The following is a 23,068-nucleotide window of genomic DNA, read 5'->3' as shown; positions in this document are numbered from 1 at the left end:
GTTTCACCCGTCGGAGAAGTGGCTCCCCGAGCGACGATGGGGATGTGACGGAACCACGGGTGCGGCGGGACCCGGCCTTCGCACTGCTGTCGCTGTACGAGACGGCGTTGCCGGAGGTCTACGGGTACCTGCTGTCCCGGTGCGGGGATCGCACCCTCGCCGAGGAGCTGACGTCCGAGACGTTCCTGGGCGCGGTGAGGGCCTGTCGCAAGGAAGACGCGCCCGCGGTGAGCACCGGGTGGCTGATCGGCGTCGCCCGGCACAAGCTCGCCGATCATTGGCGGCGCCGGGAACGCGAAGAACGCGGGCTGCGGCTCGTCCACGAGGAAGAGGACCACACCGATCCGTGGGACGAGCGGCTGGACGCGCTCCTGGCGCGCGAAGTGCTCGCGTCGCTCGGGGCGCATCACCAAGCCGCACTGACGCTTCGCTATGTCGACGGTCTCCCGGTACCGGAGGTCGCCGCCCATCTCGAGCGCACGGTGCACGCCACGGAGGCGTTGCTCGTGCGGGCCCGTGCCGCGTTCCGGCGTGCCTACCAGGAGAAGGAGGGTCGCGATGCCTGATCCGTTCGACGTGCTTCGCGCGCCCTCGCAACCTGTCGATCCTGACCCGCTCTTCGCCGCCGAACTGCGTGACAACCTGCGTCGCGCCGTCCTGAACGGAGCCGAAATGACCGAAACACTGGCGAAACCACGCTCCCTGACCCCGTATCTGGTGGTGACCGATGCCCGCGCCGCGCTCGACTTCTATGTCGACGTGTTCGGCGCTCAGCGGCGGGCCGACCCGATCGTGATGGAAGACGGCCGGGTCGGGCACGCGGAATTGGCCATCGGGGACAGCGTGCTGATGCTCGCGGACGAGTTTCCCGAACTGGGCAATGTCGTGGCGCCGTCGGGCGGCACGCTGATCCGGATCGAGGTCCCGGACGTCCGCGCGTCGGCGCGGCGGGCCGTGGAACTGGGTGGGGAACTGGAACGTCCGGTCGCGGACGAGGGCCACGGGTTGAGCGGGGCGATCAAGGATCCGTACGGTCAGCGGTGGCTTGTCGCGCAAGCGGCACCTTCTTCATCGAGCGCGAAGCCGGTCCGGCACGGCGAAGCGGGCTACTTCACCTTCCAGGTCCCGGACGACGGACGCGCGAAGGCGTTCTACGGCGCCGTTCTGGGCTGGCAGTTCTCGCCCGGACGGGTCGAAGGCGGTTGGGGCGTCGAGGGTTCCGGCCTGCAGGGCGGGCTCTGGGGCGGCCCGGGACGGCAGGTGGGCTGGAAGGTCATGTACGCCGTCGACGATCTCGCCGCAGCCCTCGACCGCGTCCGCGCCCAGGGCGGCCAAGCGGGCGAAACCGAACAGCAGCCCTACGGCCTGAGCGCCGACTGCGTCGACGACCAGGGCATCGAATTCTGGCTCTGGGAACAGCCGCGCTCTTGAGGTCACCACCCCAGCCCCCCACCCGTCCCAGGGGGGCGACCCCGAAGCCAGTCTATCGCCGATAGGAGGCCGGGAGGGGAGCTGACGTGAGTTGTCCACAGACGGGGGGCATTGTGGACAACTGGAGGCAGGAGACGCTCTGCCGCGAGTCCGTGAAGGCCTCCTTCGCTACCTTGAGGGTAGGGAAGGAGGCCTTCACGGAACGAGCTCAGCGGCCTGCCGCGTAGCCCTGCATTCCTCGCGCGTTCGCGGCGGCACGGAGCACTCCGCCCGACCGCGAGACGGCGGAAAGCCGCCCGAGCGACCAAGGTCCGGCGTCGACGACCTCGTGCCCACGCGCGGCGAGAGCGTCCATTGTGGACTGACCGAGCCGGGACTCGACCACGAGTTCGCGCGGCGTCCACGAGCGCGGGTAGAACGAGCTCGGGAACGCGGTCGTGTGCCACGCGGGAGAATCGATCGACTCCTGCAGGTTCAGTCCGCCGAGCGTGTGCGCCAGCCAGAAACACAGCTGCCACTGGTCCTGCTGATCCCCGCCGGGGGTCCCGAACGCCAGGACCGGCTCGCCGTCGCGCAGGCCCATCGACGGCGAAAGCGTGATCCGCGGCCGTTTCCGCGGCGCCAGCGAGTTCGGCAAGCCCTGCTCCAGCCAGAACATCTGCCCACGGGAGTCGAGGCAGAAACCGAGCTCCGGGATCGTCGGACTCGACTGCAGCCAGCCACCCGACGGCGTCACCGAGATCATGTTCCCGGCCGCGTCGACGACGTCGATGTGCACGGTGTCGCCCCGCGTCTCGCCCAGTGGCCCGACGGTCGGCTCCCCCGTCGCGCCGGAACCTGCTTCGAGCCCGCGCAGCTTCTCGAGAATCGCGGGCAGCCGCGGCGAGGGACCACCCGGCCGGAGTTCGGCGGACGCCTCTTCGGTGATCAACGCCCGCCGGGCGTCCGCGTATTCGCGGGAGATCAACAACTCGATCGGCACGTCGGGAGAATCCCCGTACCAGGCCTCGCGGTCCGCGAACGCCAGCTTCGCCGCCTCGACGGCCAAGTGCACCGTGCGTTCCGTCGGTACCCCGTCCACATAGGACAGTTCGTCGCGCAGTCCGTCCAGCAACCGCGCCTGCTGGAGCAGCGTGGGCCCCTGGGTCCAGGCGCCCATCTTCACCAGGCCCCAGTCACCGAAGTCGACCTGCAACGGGTTTTCGTACGTTGCGTCCCAGCTCGCGATGTCCTCGCCGGTGAGGAGACCGGCGTGATCGCGGCCGGAGTCGTCGCGGAAAGCCTTGCGGCTGAACGCGTTGATGGCTTCGGCGACGAAGCCCTGCGACCACGCGCGACGTCCGGCGTCGATCTGCGCCTCGCGGCCGCTGACCGACTCGGCCTCGGCGAGCAGCCGCTCCCAGGTGTCCGCGAGCGCCGGATTGCGGTGAAGTCCCTCGGCGGGCTTGCCGTCGGGCAGCCAAAGCGCCGCTGACGTCGGCCAATGCTCGGTGAACAGGTCCCGCACCGCGCGAATCGTGTCACCGACCCGGCTGACCAGCGGAATCCCGTTGCGCGCATAGGAAATCGCGTAGCCGAGCACGTCTCGCAAAGACTTCGTGCCGTGGTCTCGCAGGAGCAGCAGCCAGCCGTCCCACGCCCCCGGGACGGTCGCGGGGAGCAAGCCGCTGCCGGGAATCAGGTCGAGCCCGAGGTCCGCGAAGTACTCGGGCGTTGCCGCCGCGGGCGAGACTCCCTGACCTGCGAGAACGCGTGGGGTTCGATCGGCGGCGGTGACGAAGATGCCGGGGACCTGCCCCGCCGGACCGCACAGATGCGGCTCGGCGATCTGCAGGACGAACCCGGCGGCCACCGCCGCGTCGAAGGCGTTGCCGCCGTCTTCCAGCACCGCCATCCCGGTGGCCGAGGCCAGCCAGTGCGTCGATGCCACCATGCCATGGGTGCCGGCCAGTTCCGGCCTGGTCGTGAACACCCGGCTGATACTACGCTTTGCTAACTACTTTTTCAGTCCCAACAGCTGAAGAGAACCTGGCCGAGACAGTCGGGCCGCCAGTACCGGACGTCGTGATGGTTCTTCCAGCGCGGCGCCGTAGGGTCGATCGGCGCTTCGAGTTCGGCCCGGGAGTACAACCGGTGCCCAGGAAGGAGCTCTCCCAAAACAGCCAGCAATCCCGGCTCGTCGACGAAGGTGATCGTTCCGAACGTGATGAACACGTCCGCGATACCGAGGATCTCGTGCCTTCCGTCCTCGTCCCGATCCTGCGTCCACACCACCGCGACGGTTCGGTGCGGATAAGCGATCTCGCCGGTCTCGAAGTTCCTTCCCTGATCGCCCGGTACGAACCGGACGACCTGGCCACGCGTTCGCCGGGCAGCCTCGTAGCAAGCCTTCCGGAACGCCTTCTCATCCCTCACCTACCGAAGCTATCCCCGCGCGGCGACCGGAGCGTCATAGTTTTCGAGCGTCGCCGCGTTGGCCGCGCGCGAGGTGATCCACGTGAACACCTTGGTCATCGGCTTCGAACCCAGCACCCGGTACAGGAAGTTCCGGTAACCGACCATGAACCGGGTCTTCGGTGCGAGGAACGTGCCGATCCCGGCCGCCTGCTTCTGCGAGATCTTCACCGGACCGCGCAGTTTCTCTTCGTACCGCGCGAAAGCGACTTCGTGGTCGCCACGCGCGGCGGCGAGTTCCCCGGCCAGAACGTACGCGCCCGTCATCGCGAGCCCGGTGCCCGAACCACCCGGGCCCGCACACCAGGCCGCGTCACCGAGCAGCACGATCCGGCCCTGTGACCACTTGTCGAGGTGGATCTGGCTGAGCGAATCGAAGTACAGCGTGCCGACGTCGCCGAGGCCTTCCAGCAGCGTCGGGATTTCCCAGCCGAAGTCGGCGTAGCACTCGATGAGGGCCTTCTTCTGCGCTTCGACATCGCGACGGTCGACCTCCAGCGGCCCGGACGCGAAGACGAAACTGACATTGAGAGCCGACCGGTCGCGACCGCTGGCGACCATGACCGTCCGGCCGGGGACGCTGTGGATCAGGCCCAGATGGTCCAGGTCGAGGTGGTTCGGCACGGTGAAGCTCGCGGTGCGGAGGCCGAGGTCGGTGCGGAACCGCTCTTCGTCGCCGAAGGCCAGCCGCCGGACGCCCGAGTGCAGCCCGTCCGCGCCGACGACCAGGTCGAAGCTGCGCGGCCCGTTGCCGGCGAAGGTGACGTCGACCCCGTCGGCGCGCTCGTCCAGCCCGGTGATCCAGTCGCCGAAGATGTACTCGACGTCGTCCTTCGTGTGCTCGTAAAGGATGCGCGTCAGGTCTCCGCGCTCGATCTCGACTTCGCCACTGAAGAACACCGACGGCATCTCGGCGACCTTCTTGCCTCTCGAATCGACGATGACCTGCGCGCCCATCGCGGTTTCCTTCGCGCGGATGTCTTCGAGGATGCCCATGCGCTTCAGCAGGGTCATCTGCTCGCCACGGAAGTCGACGGCGCTCCCGCCTTCGCGCAGGGCCGGGGCGCGCTCCACGACGGTCGGCGTGAAACCGCGCTCCCGCAGCCAGAAGGCGAGGGCCGGACCCGCGATGCCGGCGCCGGAGATCAGAACGGTGGTCGTCATGGCTGCTCCCAGTGGGTTCGTGGTGATGGCAACGACCGTACGGCAGATTTGAACGCTTGGTCAATCCACTTGGTTAAACCATTTGGATAAACCGTGTGGTCTACGATCTTGGGCATGGGCAATCGCGAGGACCTGATGAGCGGCGCCATCCAGTGCTTGAAGGAAAAGGGCTGGTCACGCACGACGGTGCGGGACATCGCGTCGGCGGCCGGGGTCAGCCACGCCGCGATCGGCTATCACTTCGGGTCACGCGAAGCCCTGCTGCTGACGGCGTTCTCGCAGGCGATGGACGACTGGGGCAGGGAGGTCCAGCTGGAGATGATGAGCGCTGTCGACCCGAGTGCCTCGGCGGACGAGCAGTACCGAGCCTCGTGGCGCGCCATGATCGACTCCTACGGGCGCAACCGTAAGCTGTGGATCGCCTCGATCGAGGCGTTCGTGCAGTCCGAACATCACCCTGAACTGCGGAAACAGCTCGCCGCCGCGCAGCGCGAGGGCCGCCGCGGGATGGCGGCGGGCCTCCTCGGCATCGACGAGGACACCCTCACCGAGGCGGACGAGCTCCGGATCGGCGCGGTGGCCACGGCCCTGAACTCGGGCATCATGCTGCAGCACATGCTCGACCCGGAGCACGCTCCGACGGCCGAGGAGGTCGTGGACGGGCTGATGACGCTCGTCTCCCGGGTGCAATGAAAGGCCCGTTACTTGCAAATTTTGCAAGTAACGGGCCTTTCACTGCACCCGCGGGAGGCAGGTGGGTCAGGAGACGGCGACCTTCCGCCGCAGCGCCGCCCGAGGCCGTCCGACGCCCTGCCACGAAAGGCCGGCGTCGAGGATCCGTTGCGGCTCCAGGAGATTGCGTGTGTCGACGACCGAGTCGCCGTCCATCTGCTCGGCCATGTAGGTCCAGTCGAGCCGCTTGAACTCGTCCCATTCCGTCAGCACGACGACGGCGTCGGCCGCCTTCGCGACCTGGTACGGGTCGTCGACGACGGTCATCCCGGCGATCTGACCGCCGACGGCCGGGTCGTAGGCGGTCAGTTCCGCGCCGAGCGCGCCCAGCACCGAAGCGACCGCGAGAGCGGGCGAGTCACGCAGGTCGTTCGTCCCGGCCTTGAACGCCAGCCCGAGGAGTCCGATCCGCGAACCGGCCAGCGTGCCGCCGACCGCGCCGGCGATCTTCGCGACGATCCGGTCCCGCTGCGCGATGTTCTCTTCGATCGCCGAGGTGAGCAGGGTGAAGTCGTACTGCACGGACTCGGCGACCCGGACCAGCGCGCTGGTGTCCTTCGGCAGGCACGAGCCGCCCCAGCCGGGGCCGGGCTTGAGGAACGAGCGGCCGATGCGCCGGTCGTAGCCCATGCCTTCGGTGACCAGGTCGATGTCCGCGCCGAGGCGTTCGCACAGTTCGGCGATCGAGTTCACATAGGACAGTTTCATCGCGAGGAAGCAGTTCGCCGCGTACTTCACCAGTTCCGCGCTGGCCGCGTCGGCGACGACGACCGGGGCGGCGAGATCGGCGTAGAGCTCGCCGACCCAGCGGGCGGCCGCGACGTCGTCCGAACCGACGACGATCCGGTCGGGGCCGAGGAAGTCCTCGACAGCGGTGCCCTCACGCAGGAACTCCGGATTCGACACGACCGGCACGTCCGTGCGGCCGAGCATCGCCTGGATGCGCTTCGACGTCCCCACCGGAACGGTCGATTTGGTGATCAGCGCGCACCCCGGAGGGATGACGTCGCCGATCTCGGTGGTCACGGCCTCGACGGCGCGCAGATCCGCCGAACCGCCCGCGCCCATCGGCGTCGGCACACAAAGGAAAACGGCCTCCGCGTCGCGAACGGCTTCGCGCGCGCCGACGACGAAATTGAGTCTTCCGCTGGTCAGCCCCCTCGACACCAGCTCGGACAATCCCGGCTCCAGGATGTCCACTCGTCCGGCGGAGAGCCTTGCGACCTTCGCCTGGTCGACATCGACGCAAGTGACTCGATGCCCCAGGCCGGCCAGGCAGGCCCCCGTGGTCAATCCGACGTAACCGGTCCCCACCACCACGATCCGAGCAGTGCTCATGCTGCTGAAGGTGACAGCCGGAGTTGACCTCCGAGCGAACGGAATGCTTCAGGCCCGAATACTCCTCACGACATGCTTCGCTCCGACGTGAGCCAGCACACCCACCCCACCGATGCGAACGAGCGTTAACCTAGGAACGGTTGTCGACGAAAGGGAGAACATGCAGATCACCGATACCGCGGCGCTCGTCACGGGTGGCGCGTCCGGGCTCGGCGGGGCGACCGCGAAGGCGCTCGCGGCGAAGGGCGCGCGGGTCTTCGCGCTGGACCTCGCCGGTGCCATCGCCAACGCCGAGCAGGTCGAGGGCATCACCTACGTCGAGGCCGACGTGACCGACCCGGAGCAGGTGCGCACCGCCGTCGCGACCGCCGCCGAATCCGGGGTGCCGCTGCGGACCGTGGTGAACTGCGCCGGGATCGGGCCGTCCGCGCGGATCCTTTCGAAGAAGGGCCCGCACGACCTCGCCCTGTTCGCGAAGGTCGTCCAGATCAACCTGATCGGCTCCTTCAACGTGCTGACGCTGGCCTCCGAGGCCATCGCCAAGACCGAACCGCTGGCCGACAACGCGCGCGGCGTCATCATCAACACCGCGTCGATCGCCGCTTACGACGGCCAGATCGGGCAGGTGGCGTACTCCTCGTCCAAGGGCGGCATCGTCGGGATGACCCTGCCCGCCGCGCGCGACCTCGCGTCGCACGGGATCCGGGTGCTGACCATCGCGCCGGGCATCGTCGACACCCCGATGCTGGCGACGGTGAGCGACGAGTTCCGCGCTTCGCTGGCCGAGGGCGTTCCGTTCCCGAAGCGGCTCGCGCGGCCGGACGAGTACGCGCAGCTGGCGCTTTCGCTGATCGACCACGACTACCTGAACGGCGAGGTCGTCCGGATGGACGGCTCGCTGCGCATGGCCCCTCGCTGAGCCGTTCGCGCGTGCTATGAAAGGCCCGTTACTTGCAAATTTTGCAAGTAACGGGCCTTTCATAGCGCGCTTCAGGGACGGGTGAGGCGGACGTCCAGGCTGATGCCCTCAGTGGTGACCTCGCACGTCCGGAACGCCGTTTCGGCGACCAGGCCGCTGAAGTCGACAGGCGTGTACGCGCGCCGCCGGAGCTGGCCGAGCGCCTGCCGGACGCCGAGCGCGGCCAGTTTGCCGAGCTTCATGCTCTCGACGTCACGCACGATGTCGCCGTCGGTCGCGTCCCGGTTCATGTCCTGCACCACGGCCGTGCCGCCGGGACGCAGCACGCGGTACATCTCGTCGAGCGATTTCACCGGCCACACGAAGTTCTTGAACGCGGCCTGGCAGACGACGAAGTCGAAAGACCCGTCTTCGAACGGCATCGCCGCGACGTCGCCCTCGCGGAATTCGGCTTCGACGCCCTGAGCCCGCGCGTAGTCGCTCGCGATCTCCACGAACGTCGGCGCGACGTCCAGGCCGGTGACGGAGAATCCGAGCCGCGCCAGTTCGACGGCGAAGTAGCCGGGGCCGAAGGCGACCTCGAGGATCTTCGCGCCTTCCGGCAGATCCGTGGTGAGTTCGCGTGCCTGCTTCCGCCAGTGTTCGATCTGCGGTTCGGTGCCACGCTGCCGGGCGTAGTTGCGCGCCAGCGCGCCGCCCATCTCCGGCATGAGCTTGAACCGCTTCCTGTCCTTGATGTTCGACATGGTCACTCCAGGTTGAATGCCCGGAGCCCGGCTATTCTCAAAAGGCCGTCTCGTGGCCGGGTTCCGGTTGCGGGATCGTCGCCCCGGCGGGGTGCTGCAACACCTCGCCGGGGCTCTTTCAGCTGCTCGTGCTCCCCCTTTCGGACGGCAGTTCCCCGGTCTCGTGGAAGGTCCGCCATTCGGCGAGCCCCGGCATCGAGCCGGAAGTCAGTTCCCCCAGGATCGAGCGGACCCATTCGGCTTCCGCCGTCCGGATCGCCAGGTGGTACTCGATCTCGATCAGCATCAGCCGCGGAACCTCCTCGAGGAGTCGCGCCAGTTCCGCGCGCGTCGAGGCGTTCTCTTCGTCCAGCGCCGCCAGCCGGGTGCGGAACAGGGCGATCACCTCGTCCGGACCGAGCCACGCCATGACCGACAGACCGGCGACGAACTTCGGTTCCTCCGGGGCGAGCTCGGCGAGCAGTTCGCGCAGCCAGTCGAGCATTTCGTCACGGCCGGCGTCGGTGATCCGGTACACCGTGCGCTCGGGGCGGGCGCCGTCGCGGCCGCTCTCGACGGCCTCGATGAAGCCGTGTTTCTGCAGGTTGCCGACGACCGTGTAGAACGAGCCCCACTTGATCCCCATGTCGCGGTCCTTGCCGCGGGACTTCAGGATCGAGGCCATTTCGTACGGGTGCGCCGGCCGCTCCTGCAGCGTGGACAGGATCGCCAGCGCCAGCAGATTGCCGACCTTCCGCCGTTTCACCGCGCCTCCTCGCTTACGAGTACTCGTCAACGAGTATCCGCAGAAGCGTGAAAGAGCGCAAGTACCGCTCGCAGGGAAGGTCAGAGGTCGTTCATGTACGGCACGGACGTCTGCGCGTGGTCGGTCATCCACGTCCGCAGCGCGTGCGTCGCCAGGACGTCGTCCTCGTTGTAGCGCAGCAGGCGCTCGCGCTGAAGGTCGTCCGGGATGCCGCCGTCCATGCCGACGGCGTCGCGGTACCAGCTCATCGACGCCTCGCCGCCCGCTTCCGGATCGCGCCACGCGAAGCCCGCGACCGGGGCGATCACCTTGAGCCCCTTGCCATGCGAGCAAAGGAACTGGTCGGTGACGCTGCGGAAGAGGTCGATCCATTCGTCCGAGTCCACAAAGGACGCGATCTCGGCCTTCGCGGGAACGCCGGGATACTCGCCGAACCTGGACACGGATCCGAAGAGCCAGCGGTTCTCGGCGAGCGCGTTGTAGCAGTAGGCGCGGAAGGTCAGCCCGGCCGCGAGGGTGCGCTCGCGGACGTCGGTGAACCACGCCCAGAACTCCGCGAACGACCTGGCCTCGTCCGCGGTCGGCAGCGGCTCCCAAGTCGCGAACGCGCGATAGCCCTGTTCGACACCGATGTCGGCGCCGGTCAGCAGCGAACCCCACAGATACGCGCCCGAATCACCGAAGCTCTCCATGTCTACGTCGACCTCGACGTCGCCGCGCGGGACCTCGATGCGGTCGACCTTGCGCACCATCGTGAGATCGGCGAGCCAGGCGCGCGCGAGGATGATCGCGTCGGCGAAGGTGCCGCCGGTCCAGTTCATCGGCGGTGGTTCGTCGGCCGGATCGAGTGCGGCCAGCTTGTCCACTGTGGACACTCCGGCGCGGCGGAGTTCCATCGCGTCCTCGCCGCGGACGACCAGGCTGACGTCACGGGTTTCGGTGAGGACGACCTCGCACGTCGGCCACCAGGGGCAGCGACGGCATTCGAGGACGCGGGAAGGTTCGGCGAGCGGCTCTTCGCCTTCAGCGGCGGCGCTCGCGATGGCGAGCCTGTCGGCGAAGCGGCTCTGGTACTCCGTCAGCGCGCTCCGGCCGCCCGGCCAGGTTCCCGCGGACAGGTCGTGCCAGACGACGACGTCCGCGTCGAGTCCGATGACACCGCCGACGGCGCGGTGTCCTTCGTGCTGCCCGAGCGCTTCGAGCATCCGGTAGAGGTGCGCGAGCCGCATCTGGTCCCGAGGCTGCGAGCGGACCTTTCGCGCCGGATCCGGCAGCCGGTTCGCCGGGTCGAGGTCGGTCATCACCGTGGTCGGCGCGCCCGCGCCGCGATCGGTGATGCGATGCCGCACGACCAGCACCGGCACGTACCCGGCACCGGTGCGGACCAGGAGTTCGGAGCCGCCACGCCGGTGACCTGCGCGATCCACCGGGAGCAGCGCGCCCCAGATGTAGCGCGCTTCGGCGGCGAAGGCCGCTTCGGTGAGCTGCACGCGCTCCGCGGCGGGGAGGTCGCGAGCGATCTTGACCCAGCTCGCGTCCGGTCCTGTCGCTTCCATGAGCCGCTGCACGATGGCCTCGCGATGCGCTGACGCGTCGTCGATCCGCTGCTGCGAGGCGGGGTCCGGCGGGGCGAGCGGGACCTCGCGCATCGCCGGATCGTGTTCGAGGTGCACGCGACGCCGGCAGCGGCTCACCGCTCCCGCGTCCAGTAGCACCTCGTTACTCACAGACAACACTCTAGAAGGCCACCGGCAAGCCGACATGCCCGCCACTTCGGGGACCAGTAAGTTCGTCTGTGACACAGCGTGGGAGGTGCCATGGCGCGCAAGGCCAAAGCCGTCGAGGGCGAAGGCAGGATCACCCCGAAAAAGGCGAAGAACGCCGTCGCGGTGGCCAAAGTGCTCGGTCCGGCCGTACTGCCGGTGATCGCGCCGTACGCCGTTCGAGCGGCGGGTGCCGCACGAGAGCTATACGACCGTTATCAGGCGAAGAAGCTCGGCGTCGCCGTCGACCAGCTCGGGGAGTTCAGCGGACGCGGTGCCGCGCTGCACGCGCGGATCGCCGGGCTGACGCAGGGACTCGCGGAGCTGAAGAAGTCGGCGAAGGCGACCGATGCCGATGTGTCCTTCGCGAAGGACACTCAGGGAACGCTGGAGCAGCTTTCGGCGACTGTCCGCGCTTCGGAGCGGATGCCCGCGGCGCGGCGGAAGGCCGCGCATCGGGCGGTGGCCGGGGAGCTGGACCAGCTGGAGGGCAAGCTGCTGCACCGGTTGGGCATCTGAGCGCCGCTTCGGCGACTTACGGATGCAATGAAGGGGACTTTCATTGCAAATTTTGCAATGAAAGTCCCCTTCATTGCACGCCCGGGGGCTCCAAGCGGGCAGGGACGGCGGCGAACTCGGCCGAACGGTCTCCCCAAGGGCGCCCCGCGCCCGACGGAGACTTCACCCGTCGAGCGCCCTCTTTCGGGCCGAAGGCCCACGGAAACGTGATGAAGGGGCGCCCTCCGCACCCACCGTGAGGTGGAAGCGGAACGACGCCCCTTCATCACGTTTCCGTCAGCGCTCGACAGATCTAGCTGATAAAGCCCTTCTTCTTCATCCACTCGTAGGCGACCTCGCCCTGGTCACGGCCGTCGACGTCGACCTGCTTGCACAGTTCGATCATCTGCTGGTTGTCGATGGCCGCGGCGACGGCTTCGAGCGGGCCGCGCAGTTCCGGGTGCTGCTTCAGGAAGTCCGAGCGCAGCGTCGGCACGGCGTTGTACTGCGGGAACGCCTTCTTGTCGTCTTCGAGGACGCGCAGGTTCAGTCCGGCGATCCGGCCGTCGGTCGTGAAGATCTCGCCGATCGGGCAGGTCCCGCTCGCCACGGCCGAGTAGATCGTGCCGATGCCGAAGTTCTTGATCACCGGGTTCTGGAACCCGTACGCCCGCACGGCGGCGGGGAAACCGTCCTGGCGGCTGGTGAATTCGGTCTCCAGGCAGAACACGCCCTGGTCGGGCTTCTGCTTGAGGAACGCCGCCAGGTCCGACGTCGTCTTCAGGTTGTTCGCCGCTCCGTAGGCTTCGGTGACCGCGAAGCCGTACTGGTCGTTGAGCGGCGAGTAGTTCAGCCAGGTGACGCCGTACTTCGCCTCATCAGCCGTCTTCGTGGCCTCGTACTGGGCTTGTTCCCCGCCGGAGACGGGGAGTTCGTTGCCCTGGTAGTTGATCCAGCCGGTGCCGGTGTATTCCCAGGTGACGTCGGTCTGGCCGGCGAGCAGTGCCTGCCGTGACGAGTTCGAGCCCTTGATGTCGGTCAGGTCGATGACGTCCGCGCCCGCCGCGGAAAGTGCCATCTCGGCCATGTAGCCCAGGATGATGTTCTCGGTGAAGTCCTTGGACCCCACCGTCACCTCGACGCCTTTGAGCGCCTCGATGGGCTGGATCGAACCGGGTTCGATCTTGTACGGCAGCGCGGTGTTGACCTCGAGCCCGCACGCGGAAAGCGTGCCGCACAACAGGACCGTGCCGAGGATCGCTTTCAATCGCATGTCAGCGCAGTCCCTTCGGTCCGAAGAACTGTTCCGCCACCGCGCCGAGCCAGTCCACCAGCAGTGCCAGTGCGACGGCGAGCACCGAGCCGGTGACCAGCACCTTCGTCAGGTTGAGCTTGTAGCCGGTGTCGATCAGCAGGCCGAAACCGCCGGCGTTCACGAACATGCCGAAGGTCGCCGTGCCGACGGCCAGCACCAGCGAGGTCCGCAGGCCCGCCAGGATCAGCGGGACGGCCAGCGGGAGCTCGACCCGCCACAGCACGCCGGAGGCCGACATGCCGATGCCGCGGCCCGCGTCGATCAGCGACGGATCGACCTGCTGCAAGCCGACCATCGTGTTCCGCAGCACCGGGAGCAGCGAGTAGAACGCGAGCGGCAGCGCCGCGACCCACAGTCCGCCGGTCGCGCCGGTGACGATGAACCACAGCACCAGCACACCGAGCGCGGGGGCGGCCTGGCCGATGTTCGCGATCGCCAGGAACACCGGCGCCGCCCACTTCGCATACGGCCGCGTCACGATCACGCCGAGCGGCACCGCCACGACGACCACGATCGCGGTCACCACGACGGTCATCGCCAGGTGGTCGCGCAGCGCGGCGAGCAGCCCGGCGGCGTTGAGGGTCGCCTTCTCGGTCGCGGTCAGATCACTGGCGAACACCCAGATCAGCACCCCGGCGACGATCAGCAGCACCACCGCGGGCTGGGCGAACAGCCGGACCCGTTCGGCGCTTCTCGACGAGGATTCGGTGGAGAACCCGGTATCGACGGCCGTCATGCGGTCACACCTTCCGCCGGGTTGTCGTCCGAGTGCTCCTCGCGCAGCTGCTGGATCGTCGAGATGACGGTGTCGAGCTCGATCGTCCCGGCGTACTCGCCGCGAGCGCCGGTCACCGGGACGCTGCCGCCCTCGGCGAGCATGGCTTCGAGCGCGTCCTGCAGCGTCGACTGGAGGCTGACCGAGTCACGCAGCGGCTTGCCCGCGGTGGCCAGCGACGTCGCCGCGGTCAGTTCGCGGACGTGCACCCACCGCATCGGACGACGGCGCTGGTCGAGCACCAGCACGAAATGCTTGCGCTGCTGGGTCAGCTTCTCGCGCACGTCCGACGGCGATTCGCTGACCGCCGCCGTCAGGGCGTCCTGCTTCAGCTCGACGTCGCGGACCCGCAGCAGCGTCAGCTGCTTCAGCGAGGCACCGGCGCCGACGAAACCGGCGACCGTGTCGTCGGCCGGGTTCGCGAGGATCGCGTCCGGAGTGTCGTACTGGAGGATCTTCGACTGGTTGCCGAGCACCGCGATCTTGTCGCCGAGCTTCACGGCCTCGTCGAAGTCGTGGGTGACGAAGACGATGGTCTTCTTCAGTTCGGTCTGCAGCCGAAGCAGTTCGTCCTGCAGGTTGCCGCGGGTGATCGGGTCGACCGCGCCGAACGGTTCGTCCATCAGCAGGACCGGCGGGTCCGCCGCGAGCGCCCGTGCGACGCCGACGCGCTGCTGCTGTCCACCGGAGAGCTGACGCGGGAAGCGGTCACGGAAGTCGGACGGGTCCAGCCCGACCAGGTCCATCATCTCCTCGACCCGGTCGTTGACCTTCTTCTTGTCCCAGCCGAGCAGGCCGGGCACCACCGCGATGTTCTGCGCGACAGTGAAGTGCGGGAACAGACCGGCCTGCTGGATCGCGTAGCCGATGCGACGGCGCAGGGTGTCGACGTCGAGTTTCAGCGCGTCGTCACCGCCGATGGTGATCCGGCCGGACGTCGGCTCGATGAGCCGGTTGATCATCCGCATGGTGGTGGTCTTGCCGCAGCCGGACGGGCCGACGAAGACCACGATCTTGCCCGCGGGCACCACCATCGAGAATTCGTCGACCGCGGGCTCACGGGTGCCGGCGTAGCGCTTGCTGACGTTCTCCAGCTCGATTTCGACGCCGGATACGGTTTCAGGAGACTCAGCCACGGACACCCCTAGAGACGGTCAAACGATTGATCAGGACGTAAACGGCGTCGAGGACCAGCGCGAGCACGACCACGCCGAGCGTCCCGGTCAATGCCTGGTTGAGCGAGTTCGTGCTCCCCGCGTTGGTGAGGCCCGAGAAGACCTCCGAGCCGAGGCCCGGGCCCTTCGCGTAGGCCGCGATGACCGCGATGCCCATGAGCATCTGCGTCGCGACCCGCATGCCGGCGAGGATCGCGGGCCAGGCGAGCCGCAGCTCCACCCTGGTGAGCACGCCGAACCGGCTCATGCCGATGCCGCGTGCCGCGTCACTGACCGCTGGATCGAGCCCGCCCAGCCCGACGATCGTGTTCCGCACGATCGGCAGCAGCGCGTAGAGCACGAGGGCGATGACGGTGGTGTTCGCGCCGAGGCCGAACACCGGGATGAGGAGGCCCAAGAGAGCGAAGGAGGGGACGGTGAGGATCGTGCTCGCCAGCGCCGTGGCCACGGCCGACCCGACCGGGCTGCGGTAGACGGCGACGCCGATCACCACGCCCAGCACGGCGGCGATGATCGTGCACTGCACGACCGCGCTGACATGGAGAAGCCCTTGGAGGGCGAGTCTGTCCCACCGATCCGAGATGTACTCGAAGAGGTTCATCGCGTGCTGGTTCTCCCGCCGCCTCTGGGTGAGACTCCTCACCCATTCGGAGTAGCTGTATCGGGAGCCTGACTACCCAAAAGCCGCGCGGTCAAACCCCTGTTTACCGCCTTTTATCCCGTTAACCTTCCCCATTCGGCCCAATTGGGCAAACGCACGCGCCGACCCGGCGGTGTCTTTCTCACTGCTCAACAGCCGGGAGGACATCGACCGCTCGGCCGCACGTCGAATACCCTTCACCCCGTGAACAAGGGAAGCCATCACCGAAGCGCGTTACGCGCCGTACGTGGTGGTTTGCTCGGCGTGAGTTCGGCGGCGCTGGCCGTGACCGCTCACGTGATCGGGGACGGCGAAGTACCCGATACGGCGATGACTTTGTTGCTCACCGTGCTGATCGGCTGGAACGCCGCCGCGCTCGCCGCGAAGGCGCGCGGACCGATGGCCACGATCGTCGACCTCGGCGCGGGCCAGGTCGTGATGCACCTCGTGCTCAGCTCCCTGAGCAGTCACGAGCTGCGGCACGACACAGTGGCGCCCGTCTCGGGCGGACTCGCGATGACCGTGGCCCACGTCGTCGCGACGCTGGTCACCGCGCTGCTGCTGGCCAAGGCCGACGGACTGCTGCTCGGCGTCCTCGCCTGCCTGCGCACGCTGGTCCCGTTCATCCTCAACGCGCTCCCGGTGCCCGCCGCGGCGATGTCACCGGTGCTCGCCCGTCCGGCGGGCCCCGGCCACCTCGTGCGGGTGGACCTCCGCCGCGTCCACGGCAGGCGCGGCCCACCGCTGTTCTCCTGAACCCCAGTTCGTCCCCCGTAATCCGGCGAGGTCCCCGAACCCGCCGTCTTCATTCACGTTCAGGAGTTTTCGTGTCGAACAACGTCTACAAGCGCGCCGGTTTCCTGGCCGCCACCGTCGGCATCGCCGGTCTGCTCTCGGCCGGGGTCGCTTCGGCCCACGTCACCGCCAACGTCTACGGCCCCCAGCCCGCCAAGGGCGGCTACGGGTCGATCTTCTTCCGTGTCCCCAACGAGGAGAAGGACGCCGGCACCGTCAAGGTCGAGGTCGCCCTCAAGCCCGAGTACGCCCTCAGCTCCGTGCGCACCAAGCCGATCCCCGGCTGGAAGGCCGAGGTCGTCAAGTCGAAGCTGCCCGCCCCGGTGACCACCGCGTCCGGCACCCAGATCACCGAAGCCGTCACCAAGGTCTCCTGGACCGCGGAGCCCGGCACCAAGATCGCCGCGGGCTCGGCCGAGTTCCAGGAGTTCCAGATCAGCGCGGGCCAGTTCCCGACCAACGTCGACGCGCTGGAGTTCCCGGCCACCCAGACCTACGAGAACGGCAAGGTCGTCGAGTGGAACCAGCCGACCCCTGCCTCCGGTGAGGAGCCGGAGCACCCCGCGCCGAGCGTGAAGCTCGCCGAGAAGAGCGCGGACGGTCACGGCGGCGGTGGCCACGGCACCGACGCGAAGGCCTCCGAGGAGTCCCACGCCTCTTCCTCTTCCGACACCACCGCTCGCTGGCTCGGCGGCGCGGGCCTGGTCGTCGGCGCGCTCGGCCTCGGCGTCGGCGCCGGTGCCACCCTGCGCGCCCGCCGCGCCACCGCGGGCGCTTCCACCAAGAGCAACACCGAGGGAACCGAGTAAATGCGTAAAGCGATCGTCGCGCTGGCGATCACCGGGGTGGCGTGGCTCGCCACCGCCACCCCGGCGCTGGCGCACAACGTCCTGATCTCCTCGGACCCGGCGAAGGGCGCTTCGATCGCCACCGGGCCCGCGAAGATCACGCTCACGTTCGACCAGTACGTCCAGAACGCGAACGTCAACCAGATCGCGGTCATCGGACCGGGCGGCGGCCAGTGGGCCGAAGGCCAGGTCGAGGTCCGCGACAGCGCCGTGTCCGTGCCGCTGCGGCCGCTCGGCCCGGCGGGCGAGTACAAGATCGGCTACCGGATCCTGTCCGCGGACGGGCACTCCGTGACCGGCGAGGTGCCGTTCACCCTCACCGCCGCGGGCACCGGGACACCGGCGACCGCCGACGCCGCGCGCAGCAACGCGGGCCAGGCCGAGGCCACCCCGGCGACCGGCGGCGAAGGCTCGTCCGGGGTGCCCATCTGGGTGTGGATCGCGGGCGCCGTCGTGCTGCTCGCCGTCGGACTGACCGTCGCACTGCGCACCGGCGCCGGTGACAAGGAGAAGAGCGGGTCATGACCCAGACCGAGACCACCTCGCGTGCCCGCGTCGCCGTCCTGTTCTGCGTGGTGACGGCGGGGATCGTCGGCGCCCTGATCGGTGTCGCGCTGACGGCCACCGCCCCGGTCCCCGGGGTCGCGCAGGTCAGCGAGGTGGTCTCGGTCTCCATCCCGATCGTGCGGGTGCTGCTGGACATCTCGGCGGTCGCCACGATCGGGCTCGCGCTGCTTTCGGTACTGGTCGGCTACGACCGGCCGAAGCTGTCCGAGCCGATCATGCGGCTCGCGCGGCCCGCGAGCGTCGCGGCCGCGCTGGTCTGGGCGACCACCGCGCTCGTCGCGCTGATCCTGCAGACCGCCGAGTACCGGCCTGGCTCCAGCACGCTGTCGATGTCGGACGTCGGGAGCTACATCGCCGACGTCGGCGCGGGCAAGGCGCTGCTGATCGTCGCGGTGCTGGCGCTGCTGCACGCGGGACTCGGCGTCCTCGCGCTGAAGCACGGCGAGAAGGTGCCCGCCGAGGTCCGCGTCGGGCTGGGCCTGTTCGCGCTGCTGCCGTTGCCGGTCACCGGGCACGCGTCGAACTGGAACTACCACGACTACACGATGATCTCGATGGAACTGCACGTGATGAGCGCCGTCGCCTGGACCGGCGGGCTCGGCGCGATGACCGTGCTGCTCGTCGGGAACCGGACGCTGCTGGCGCACGCGCTGCCGCGGTTCTCCAAACTGGCGACGCTGTGCCTGATCCTCGGTGCGGCGACCGGTCTGTTCAACGGGCTGATCGAGATCAGCCTCAACCCGTCGCTCGGCTTCTGGGAAGGCGTGTTCACCACGCCGTACGGACAGCTGGTGCTGCTGAAGCTGTTGTGCACCGGAGTGATCGCGGGCCTCGGCGCGTACACACGCTGGAAGCTGATGCCGCAGATCATCCGGCACAACCGCACGGCGCTGGCCGCGTGGGCGACGCTCGAACTGACCGTGATGGGGCTGGCGTTCGGGTTCGCCGTCGTCCTCACGCGCGCGCCGGTCGTCCCGACGACCTAGTTCTGGGGTAAGCCAAAGGTGGCGTGTTCGTGGGCAAGGCCGGTGACGGGATGAAGGCGTCCTTCGTCGCGTCCGATGCGGTGAAGGGAGCCTTCGGCGTCGCTGATCTGAACCGGCCGCGCCCTGACTGTCCACAAGGGACGCTCGGGAACGACTGGCGCCCGCAGGCCAGTCCAGAACCACGCCACGAAGGCCACCTCTCAACCTTGAAGCCAGCGAAGGGGTCCTTCGCCGCAGAGGCTGAGCCACATTTGACTTACCCCTCAATAGAACCCGAAACGCCACTCATGACCAACCCGACCCACGCGATCTGAATCCTCAGCCCCGGCCAGGAACGGCGTCACCAGGACAACGGTGTCGCGAAAGCCACGTTCCCAGCCTTCACCGTTGCGAAAGAGGCTTTCACAACACCCGCCCCACGACCGACACCGAAACAGCGCGGACACGACACGTTTGCCCTCGTCCCGACGACCTAGTTCTGGACCGCGTACCGCAGCAGCACCACACCGTTCTCGAACGCGGTGGCCTCGACCGGCTTCAAGTCCCGCCGATCCTCGAAGATCCGCGTTCCCTTGCCGCGCGACACCGGGCTGACCATCATCCGGAACTCGTCGACGAGGCCGGCGTCCAGCATCGACCGCATGAGCGTCAGGCTCCCCCAAAGCCAGAGGTCGTTGCCGCTCTGCTCCTTGAGTTCCCGGATGGTGGCCGCCGGGTCGCGCGTCACGGTCGCGGCGGAAAAGTCACCCCAGGGCGCGTCCTCCAGCTTCGACGAGGCCACGAACTTGGTGAGGTTGTTGACCTTCTCGCCGTACTCGCCCTGTTCTTCGGCGTTGGGCCAGTAGTCCTTGGACATGGCGTAGGTGTTCGCGCCCAGGATCATCGTGTCGACCGAGTCGATGAAGCCCATCACGCTCGCTTTGAAGGCGGGCTCAGTCTTCTCGGAGAACGGTTCCCCGGAGACGAAGCTGAGCCCGCCGTCCTCTTCGGCGACGATGTTGTCGACGGTGACCCACTGCTGGACGATGAGCTTGCGCATGGCTTGTCCTCCCGGTTCTCGCGGCCACTCTGGCCGCGGCTGCCCCAGGGACGAAGCCGTCACGCCGGTCTCGACATCCCAGCCGAAACTTTGTTCGGAGTCGCTACCGGTCCGTCTTCTTGACCAGGGAAACGACCATCAACGTCTCGGTGGACTCGGGTTCGAAGCGGATGTCGGCGACCCCGGACAGCTCTTCGTTGACGCTCACCCGCCCGTCGTGATTCCAGACGACGAGATCATCGCCTTCACGGCAGAAGTTCCACTGGTGCAGCCCGTGGTAGTTCTCGCGTTCGCCCTCGTTCACGTTGAGCATCAGCACGGCGGCGTGGCCCGGCTTGACGACCTCGAGCATCTGGCGGGCGCCGAGCACCGGGTCGTACACGTGATCCAGCGCGTTCTGGCAGTACGCCAGGTCGAAGTGGTCCGCCGGGAACACCTCGGAGAGCTTCTCCACCTCGGCGTCCTCGGTGGCCACCAGCGGCGTCAGGTTCAGCTCGCCGAGGAGGGTGTTGTACTGGTCGGCGAGCGGGTCGACCGGGGTGATCTCCACCGTGCGACCGGGCCATTCCTTGCCGACGCAGGTCAGCGGGCCCGCGCCGACGTCGAGGATGCGGACGGTCGTTCCCTCCGGCGCGAACGGCTCGAGGTTCCGCGTCAGATGCGGTTGGTTCCGCAGGTCCGAGTCCGGTCTCGTCCGCCAGTCGTAATCGTTGAACCCTCCGCCGGCGAAGGCCTCGGAACCACCGGACAGCCAGATCCTCCAGTGCTCCAGCTCGTTCGACAGTCCTTCTTGCCAGCGCGTCTTGCCTGTGGTCTCCATGAAGATCCTTCTTTCACCCCGTAGAAGCCTTGAACCGTACCGGTCGGGTCAGTCGTTACCGACCTTGCTCCAAACGGCCGCATTTGGCCCATTTCACTGTCCTCTCCGGATCCTCACCGCGATGCTCTACGCGATCGCTGGGGTAACCCGAAGAGGGGATAGTGGATGGGCAGCCCGATTCCGGGTGAGAGTGGAGTCGACACACCGCAGGTGCCGCGTCAGCGTTCGGCGGTGAGACTCACCAGACAGGTGAGTTCGGGCCCGCGTCAGCTTCCGCCCGTGCCCGCGCACTTCACCAATCGCACGGCCGAGCTCACGCTGCTCGAAGACCTGCTGCCCCGGGAAGGCGCCGACGGACCGGCGGTGCACCTGATCAGCGGCCAGGGCGGGATCGGGAAGACGGCGCTGGCCACCGCGTGGGGCCGTCACCTCGGTGACCGGTTCCCGGACGGCCACCTCTGGGCGGATCTCGGCGGGTTCAGCACCAACGGCCCGCTGTCCGCGAACGAAGCGCTCGGCCGGTTCCTCCGGGCACTGGGCGTCCCGCCGGAGGGACTGCCCGCGGACGTCGAGGAACTCACCGCGCTCTTCCGCACGACGACCGCCGAGCGGCCACTGCTCTTGCTGCTGGACAACGCGGCGTCGACCGAGCAGGTGCTGCCCCTGCTGCCCGCGTGCGCGGAAAGCCTCGTGATCGTGACTTCGAGGCGCCGCCTCGGCAGGCTCCAGACCGAACACCGCGCGAAGCTGATCGAGCTGGCTCCCTTCGGCTCCGCGCACAGCGCCGAACTGCTGGGACGAGCGGTCGGCGCCGAGCGGGTCGGCGCCGAAGCCGACCAGGCGCGGGCCATCGCCGACTTGTGCGGCGGCCTGCCGATCGCCCTCACCACGGTCAGCGCCAAGCTGGCGGGACGCCCGAAAATGTCGTTGGAGAAGATCGCCACCGAGCTGGGGAAGGAATATCGTCGACTGGCCACGCTCTCGACGAAAGAGGCGCAATCGGTGGAAGCCAGCTTCAACCTGTCCTACGACGAACTTCCCTCCGACGCGGCGGCGCTGTACGCGGCGCTCGGGCTGCATCCCGGCCCCGACTTCGGCGTCGGTGTCGCGGCCGCGTCGATCGCCGTCCGTGAAGAGGTCGCCGACGACCTGCTGGACCAGCTCGTCGACGTCGGGCTGCTGATCGACCGCGGCGACGACCGGTACACCTTCCACGACCTCGCACGGCTGCACGCCAAGGAAAAGACGGCGGGCAACGAGTACGACCGCGATATCGCGGTGCGCCGCATGCTCGAGTGGTACCTGTTCACCGCCTCCGCGACCGCCGACCTGACCACGCCGGACCAGGACGCGATCCCGTACCGCTACGAGTACCGGCCGTCGACGCGGGCGTCGTTCGACACTCACGAAGAGGCACTCGACTGGCTGGAGCTGGAGCGCGAGAACCTCATCGCCGCGGTCGAGACGGCCCACGAGTGGCAACTGCCGGAGCTCGGCTGGCAGCTGGCCGCCGCGATGTGGCCGCTTTTCCTGCTGCGCAAGCACTATCCGGACTTCCTGCGGGTGAGCGAGATCGCCGTCCAGTGCGCGCAGGCGTGGGGCAACGCCTCCGCGGAGGCGTTGATGCGCAACCGCAGCGGCGCCGCCTGCCGCGGCACCGGCCGGTACGACGACGCCGTCCGGCACTACCTGGCCGGCCGCGACGCCGCGCGGACGGCCGGTGACCACGTCGTCGAGATCCGGTCGGTCGAAGGGCTCGGCCTGGTCGCCCTGCAGCAAGGCAGGCTCGACGAGGCGATCGAGTGGTTCACCGAGGACCATCTGCTCAGCGAGCGCCAGAACCGTCCGCACGACGTCGGGCTGGCGCTGATCAACCTCGGCGCGACCCGCGTCCGTGCCGGGCAGGCCGAGGCGGCGATCGCCGACCTCACCCGCGCTCGCGACGTCCTCGACGGCGACGACTACAACGTGGCCCGCGCCCGGATCGAACTCGGCCGAGCCCTCACGGCGAGCGGTGATCTCGCGGCCGCGCGGGCCGAACTCGAGCAAGCCCACGCCACCATGGAGTCGAGCGGTTCGAGGTTCGAGGTGGCCAGGGCGCTCTTCGCGTTCGGCGAGATCGCCGAGGCGGACGGCGAACCGGAAGAAGCCCGGCGCTTCTATGACCGGGCCTTGCCGATTTTCGTCGGCCTCGGCCGACCGGAGGCCGACGCTCTGCGTACGCGTTTGGAACAGCTGTGACCCCGATAACACTGATCAGGGCTCAGCGACGGGGTGAAATCAGCGCGCTAAATAACGGAACGTAGCTGCAAGTTGCA

The 23,068-nt window shown here is 68.3% G+C and carries 23 protein-coding genes; 10 read left to right on the top strand and 13 right to left on the bottom strand.

The window, feature by feature from the left end; translation table 11 throughout:
- Window positions 1-44 precede the first annotated feature (44 nt).
- Together BKN51_RS35035 and BKN51_RS35030 are read left to right on the top strand one after the other, a co-directional pair.
- Window positions 45-566 carry an RNA polymerase sigma factor gene (locus BKN51_RS35035; protein WP_101611672.1) on the top strand — a complete coding sequence of 174 codons (522 nt, stop codon included), beginning with the start codon at window positions 45-47 and terminating at the stop codon, window positions 564-566.
- Window positions 559-1,431, top strand: coding sequence for a VOC family protein (locus tag BKN51_RS35030; RefSeq protein WP_101611671.1), 873 nt, complete (start codon window positions 559-561; stop codon window positions 1,429-1,431). Before BKN51_RS35035 ends, BKN51_RS35030 begins: the two co-directional genes overlap by 8 nt.
- A 208-nt stretch (window positions 1,432-1,639) precedes the next feature.
- Here BKN51_RS35030 and BKN51_RS35025 read toward each other — a convergent pair whose 3' ends face one another.
- From BKN51_RS35025 to BKN51_RS35015, 3 genes are read right to left on the bottom strand one after another with little or no spacing between them, the layout of a single operon-like run.
- Window positions 1,640-3,403, bottom strand: a complete 1,764-nt coding sequence (locus BKN51_RS35025; RefSeq protein ID WP_101611670.1) for a gamma-glutamyltransferase family protein — start codon at window positions 3,401-3,403, stop codon at window positions 1,640-1,642.
- A 32-nt stretch (window positions 3,404-3,435) separates the two neighbouring features.
- Window positions 3,436-3,846 carry a hypothetical protein gene (locus BKN51_RS35020; RefSeq protein WP_101611669.1) on the bottom strand — a complete coding sequence of 137 codons (411 nt, stop codon included), beginning with the start codon at window positions 3,844-3,846 and terminating at the stop codon, window positions 3,436-3,438.
- A 9-nt stretch (window positions 3,847-3,855) separates the two neighbouring features.
- Complete coding sequence (locus BKN51_RS35015; protein ID WP_101611668.1) at window positions 3,856-5,049, bottom strand: FAD-dependent monooxygenase; 1,194 nt, start codon at window positions 5,047-5,049, stop codon at window positions 3,856-3,858.
- Window positions 5,050-5,163: 114 nt separating this feature from the next.
- On the opposite strand from BKN51_RS35015, the gene BKN51_RS35010 reads away from it, so the two are divergent.
- Window positions 5,164-5,742 carry a TetR/AcrR family transcriptional regulator gene (locus tag BKN51_RS35010; RefSeq protein WP_101611667.1) on the top strand — a complete coding sequence of 193 codons (579 nt, stop codon included), beginning with the start codon at window positions 5,164-5,166 and terminating at the stop codon, window positions 5,740-5,742.
- A 66-nt stretch (window positions 5,743-5,808) separates the two neighbouring features.
- Here BKN51_RS35010 and BKN51_RS35005 read toward each other — a convergent pair whose 3' ends face one another.
- Window positions 5,809-7,119, bottom strand: coding sequence for a UDP-glucose dehydrogenase family protein (locus BKN51_RS35005; protein ID WP_101611666.1), 1,311 nt, complete (start codon window positions 7,117-7,119; stop codon window positions 5,809-5,811).
- 160 nt (window positions 7,120-7,279) lie between these two features.
- Here BKN51_RS35005 and BKN51_RS35000 point away from each other — a divergent pair, with 160 nt between their 5' ends.
- Window positions 7,280-8,038 (top strand): SDR family NAD(P)-dependent oxidoreductase, encoded by a 759-nt coding sequence (locus BKN51_RS35000; protein WP_101611665.1) that lies wholly within the window; start codon window positions 7,280-7,282, stop codon window positions 8,036-8,038.
- Window positions 8,039-8,109: 71 nt separating this feature from the next.
- Here BKN51_RS35000 and BKN51_RS34995 read toward each other — a convergent pair whose 3' ends face one another.
- The 3 genes from BKN51_RS34995 to BKN51_RS34985 form a co-directional block, all read right to left on the bottom strand.
- Complete coding sequence (locus BKN51_RS34995) at window positions 8,110-8,784, bottom strand: class I SAM-dependent methyltransferase (protein ID WP_101611664.1); 675 nt, start codon at window positions 8,782-8,784, stop codon at window positions 8,110-8,112.
- Between the two features lie 118 nt (window positions 8,785-8,902).
- Window positions 8,903-9,529 (bottom strand): PadR family transcriptional regulator, encoded by a 627-nt coding sequence (locus tag BKN51_RS34990; RefSeq protein ID WP_101611663.1) that lies wholly within the window; start codon window positions 9,527-9,529, stop codon window positions 8,903-8,905.
- 80 nt (window positions 9,530-9,609) lie between these two features.
- Complete coding sequence (locus BKN51_RS34985; protein WP_174720573.1) at window positions 9,610-11,292, bottom strand: TM0106 family RecB-like putative nuclease; 1,683 nt, start codon at window positions 11,290-11,292, stop codon at window positions 9,610-9,612.
- Window positions 11,293-11,346: 54 nt separating this feature from the next.
- Here BKN51_RS34985 and BKN51_RS34980 point away from each other — a divergent pair, with 54 nt between their 5' ends.
- Entirely contained in the window at window positions 11,347-11,811 is a 465-nt protein-coding gene (locus BKN51_RS34980) for a DUF6474 family protein (RefSeq protein ID WP_101611661.1), read from the top strand.
- 292 nt (window positions 11,812-12,103) lie between these two features.
- On the opposite strand, the gene BKN51_RS34975 is transcribed toward BKN51_RS34980, so the two are convergent.
- From BKN51_RS34975 to BKN51_RS34960, 4 genes are read right to left on the bottom strand one after another with little or no spacing between them, the layout of a single operon-like run.
- A complete protein-coding gene (locus tag BKN51_RS34975) occupies window positions 12,104-13,063 on the bottom strand; it encodes a glycine betaine ABC transporter substrate-binding protein (protein ID WP_101611660.1) in 960 nt (319 codons plus the stop codon).
- A gap of 1 nt (window position 13,064) precedes the next feature.
- Entirely contained in the window at window positions 13,065-13,841 is a 777-nt protein-coding gene (locus BKN51_RS34970; protein ID WP_101611659.1) for an ABC transporter permease, read from the bottom strand.
- Window positions 13,838-15,022, bottom strand: a complete 1,185-nt coding sequence (locus BKN51_RS34965) for an ABC transporter ATP-binding protein (RefSeq protein WP_369862285.1) — start codon at window positions 15,020-15,022, stop codon at window positions 13,838-13,840. Before BKN51_RS34965 ends, BKN51_RS34970 begins: the two co-directional genes overlap by 4 nt.
- The gene (locus BKN51_RS34960; RefSeq protein ID WP_101611658.1) at window positions 15,009-15,656 is read right to left on the bottom strand and encodes an ABC transporter permease; all 648 of its coding nucleotides are present in this window, start codon (window positions 15,654-15,656) and stop codon (window positions 15,009-15,011) included. Before BKN51_RS34960 ends, BKN51_RS34965 begins: the two co-directional genes overlap by 14 nt.
- Window positions 15,657-15,959: 303 nt before the next feature.
- Between BKN51_RS34960 and BKN51_RS34955 the strand changes: the two genes are divergently transcribed.
- From BKN51_RS34955 to BKN51_RS34940, 4 genes are all read left to right on the top strand, one after another.
- On the top strand, window positions 15,960-16,451 hold the full coding sequence (locus tag BKN51_RS34955) for a hypothetical protein (RefSeq protein WP_101613643.1): 492 nt from the start codon (window positions 15,960-15,962) through the stop codon (window positions 16,449-16,451).
- 71 nt (window positions 16,452-16,522) lie between these two features.
- Complete coding sequence (locus BKN51_RS34950) at window positions 16,523-17,299, top strand: YcnI family copper-binding membrane protein (RefSeq protein ID WP_101611657.1); 777 nt, start codon at window positions 16,523-16,525, stop codon at window positions 17,297-17,299.
- Window positions 17,300-17,863, top strand: coding sequence for a copper resistance CopC family protein (locus BKN51_RS34945; protein WP_101611656.1), 564 nt, complete (start codon window positions 17,300-17,302; stop codon window positions 17,861-17,863).
- Window positions 17,860-18,891 (top strand): copper resistance D family protein, encoded by a 1,032-nt coding sequence (locus BKN51_RS34940; RefSeq protein WP_101611655.1) that lies wholly within the window; start codon window positions 17,860-17,862, stop codon window positions 18,889-18,891. Before BKN51_RS34945 ends, BKN51_RS34940 begins: the two co-directional genes overlap by 4 nt.
- A 472-nt stretch (window positions 18,892-19,363) precedes the next feature.
- Here BKN51_RS34940 and BKN51_RS34935 read toward each other — a convergent pair whose 3' ends face one another.
- Together BKN51_RS34935 and BKN51_RS34930 are read right to left on the bottom strand one after the other, a co-directional pair.
- Window positions 19,364-19,930, bottom strand: coding sequence for a dihydrofolate reductase family protein (locus BKN51_RS34935; RefSeq protein ID WP_101611654.1), 567 nt, complete (start codon window positions 19,928-19,930; stop codon window positions 19,364-19,366).
- Window positions 19,931-20,033: 103 nt separating this feature from the next.
- Window positions 20,034-20,750 carry a class I SAM-dependent methyltransferase gene (locus tag BKN51_RS34930; protein WP_101611653.1) on the bottom strand — a complete coding sequence of 239 codons (717 nt, stop codon included), beginning with the start codon at window positions 20,748-20,750 and terminating at the stop codon, window positions 20,034-20,036.
- Between the two features lie 231 nt (window positions 20,751-20,981).
- Here BKN51_RS34930 and BKN51_RS34925 point away from each other — a divergent pair, with 231 nt between their 5' ends.
- Window positions 20,982-22,991, top strand: coding sequence for a tetratricopeptide repeat protein (locus tag BKN51_RS34925; protein ID WP_233223058.1), 2,010 nt, complete (start codon window positions 20,982-20,984; stop codon window positions 22,989-22,991).
- Window positions 22,992-23,068 lie beyond the last annotated feature (77 nt).

The organism is Amycolatopsis sp. BJA-103, from assembly GCF_002849735.1.
GTDB lineage: Bacteria > Actinomycetota > Actinomycetes > Mycobacteriales > Pseudonocardiaceae > Amycolatopsis.
The sequence above is the reverse complement of the archived record's forward strand: the minus strand, read 5'-3'. Positions and strand labels throughout refer to the sequence as shown.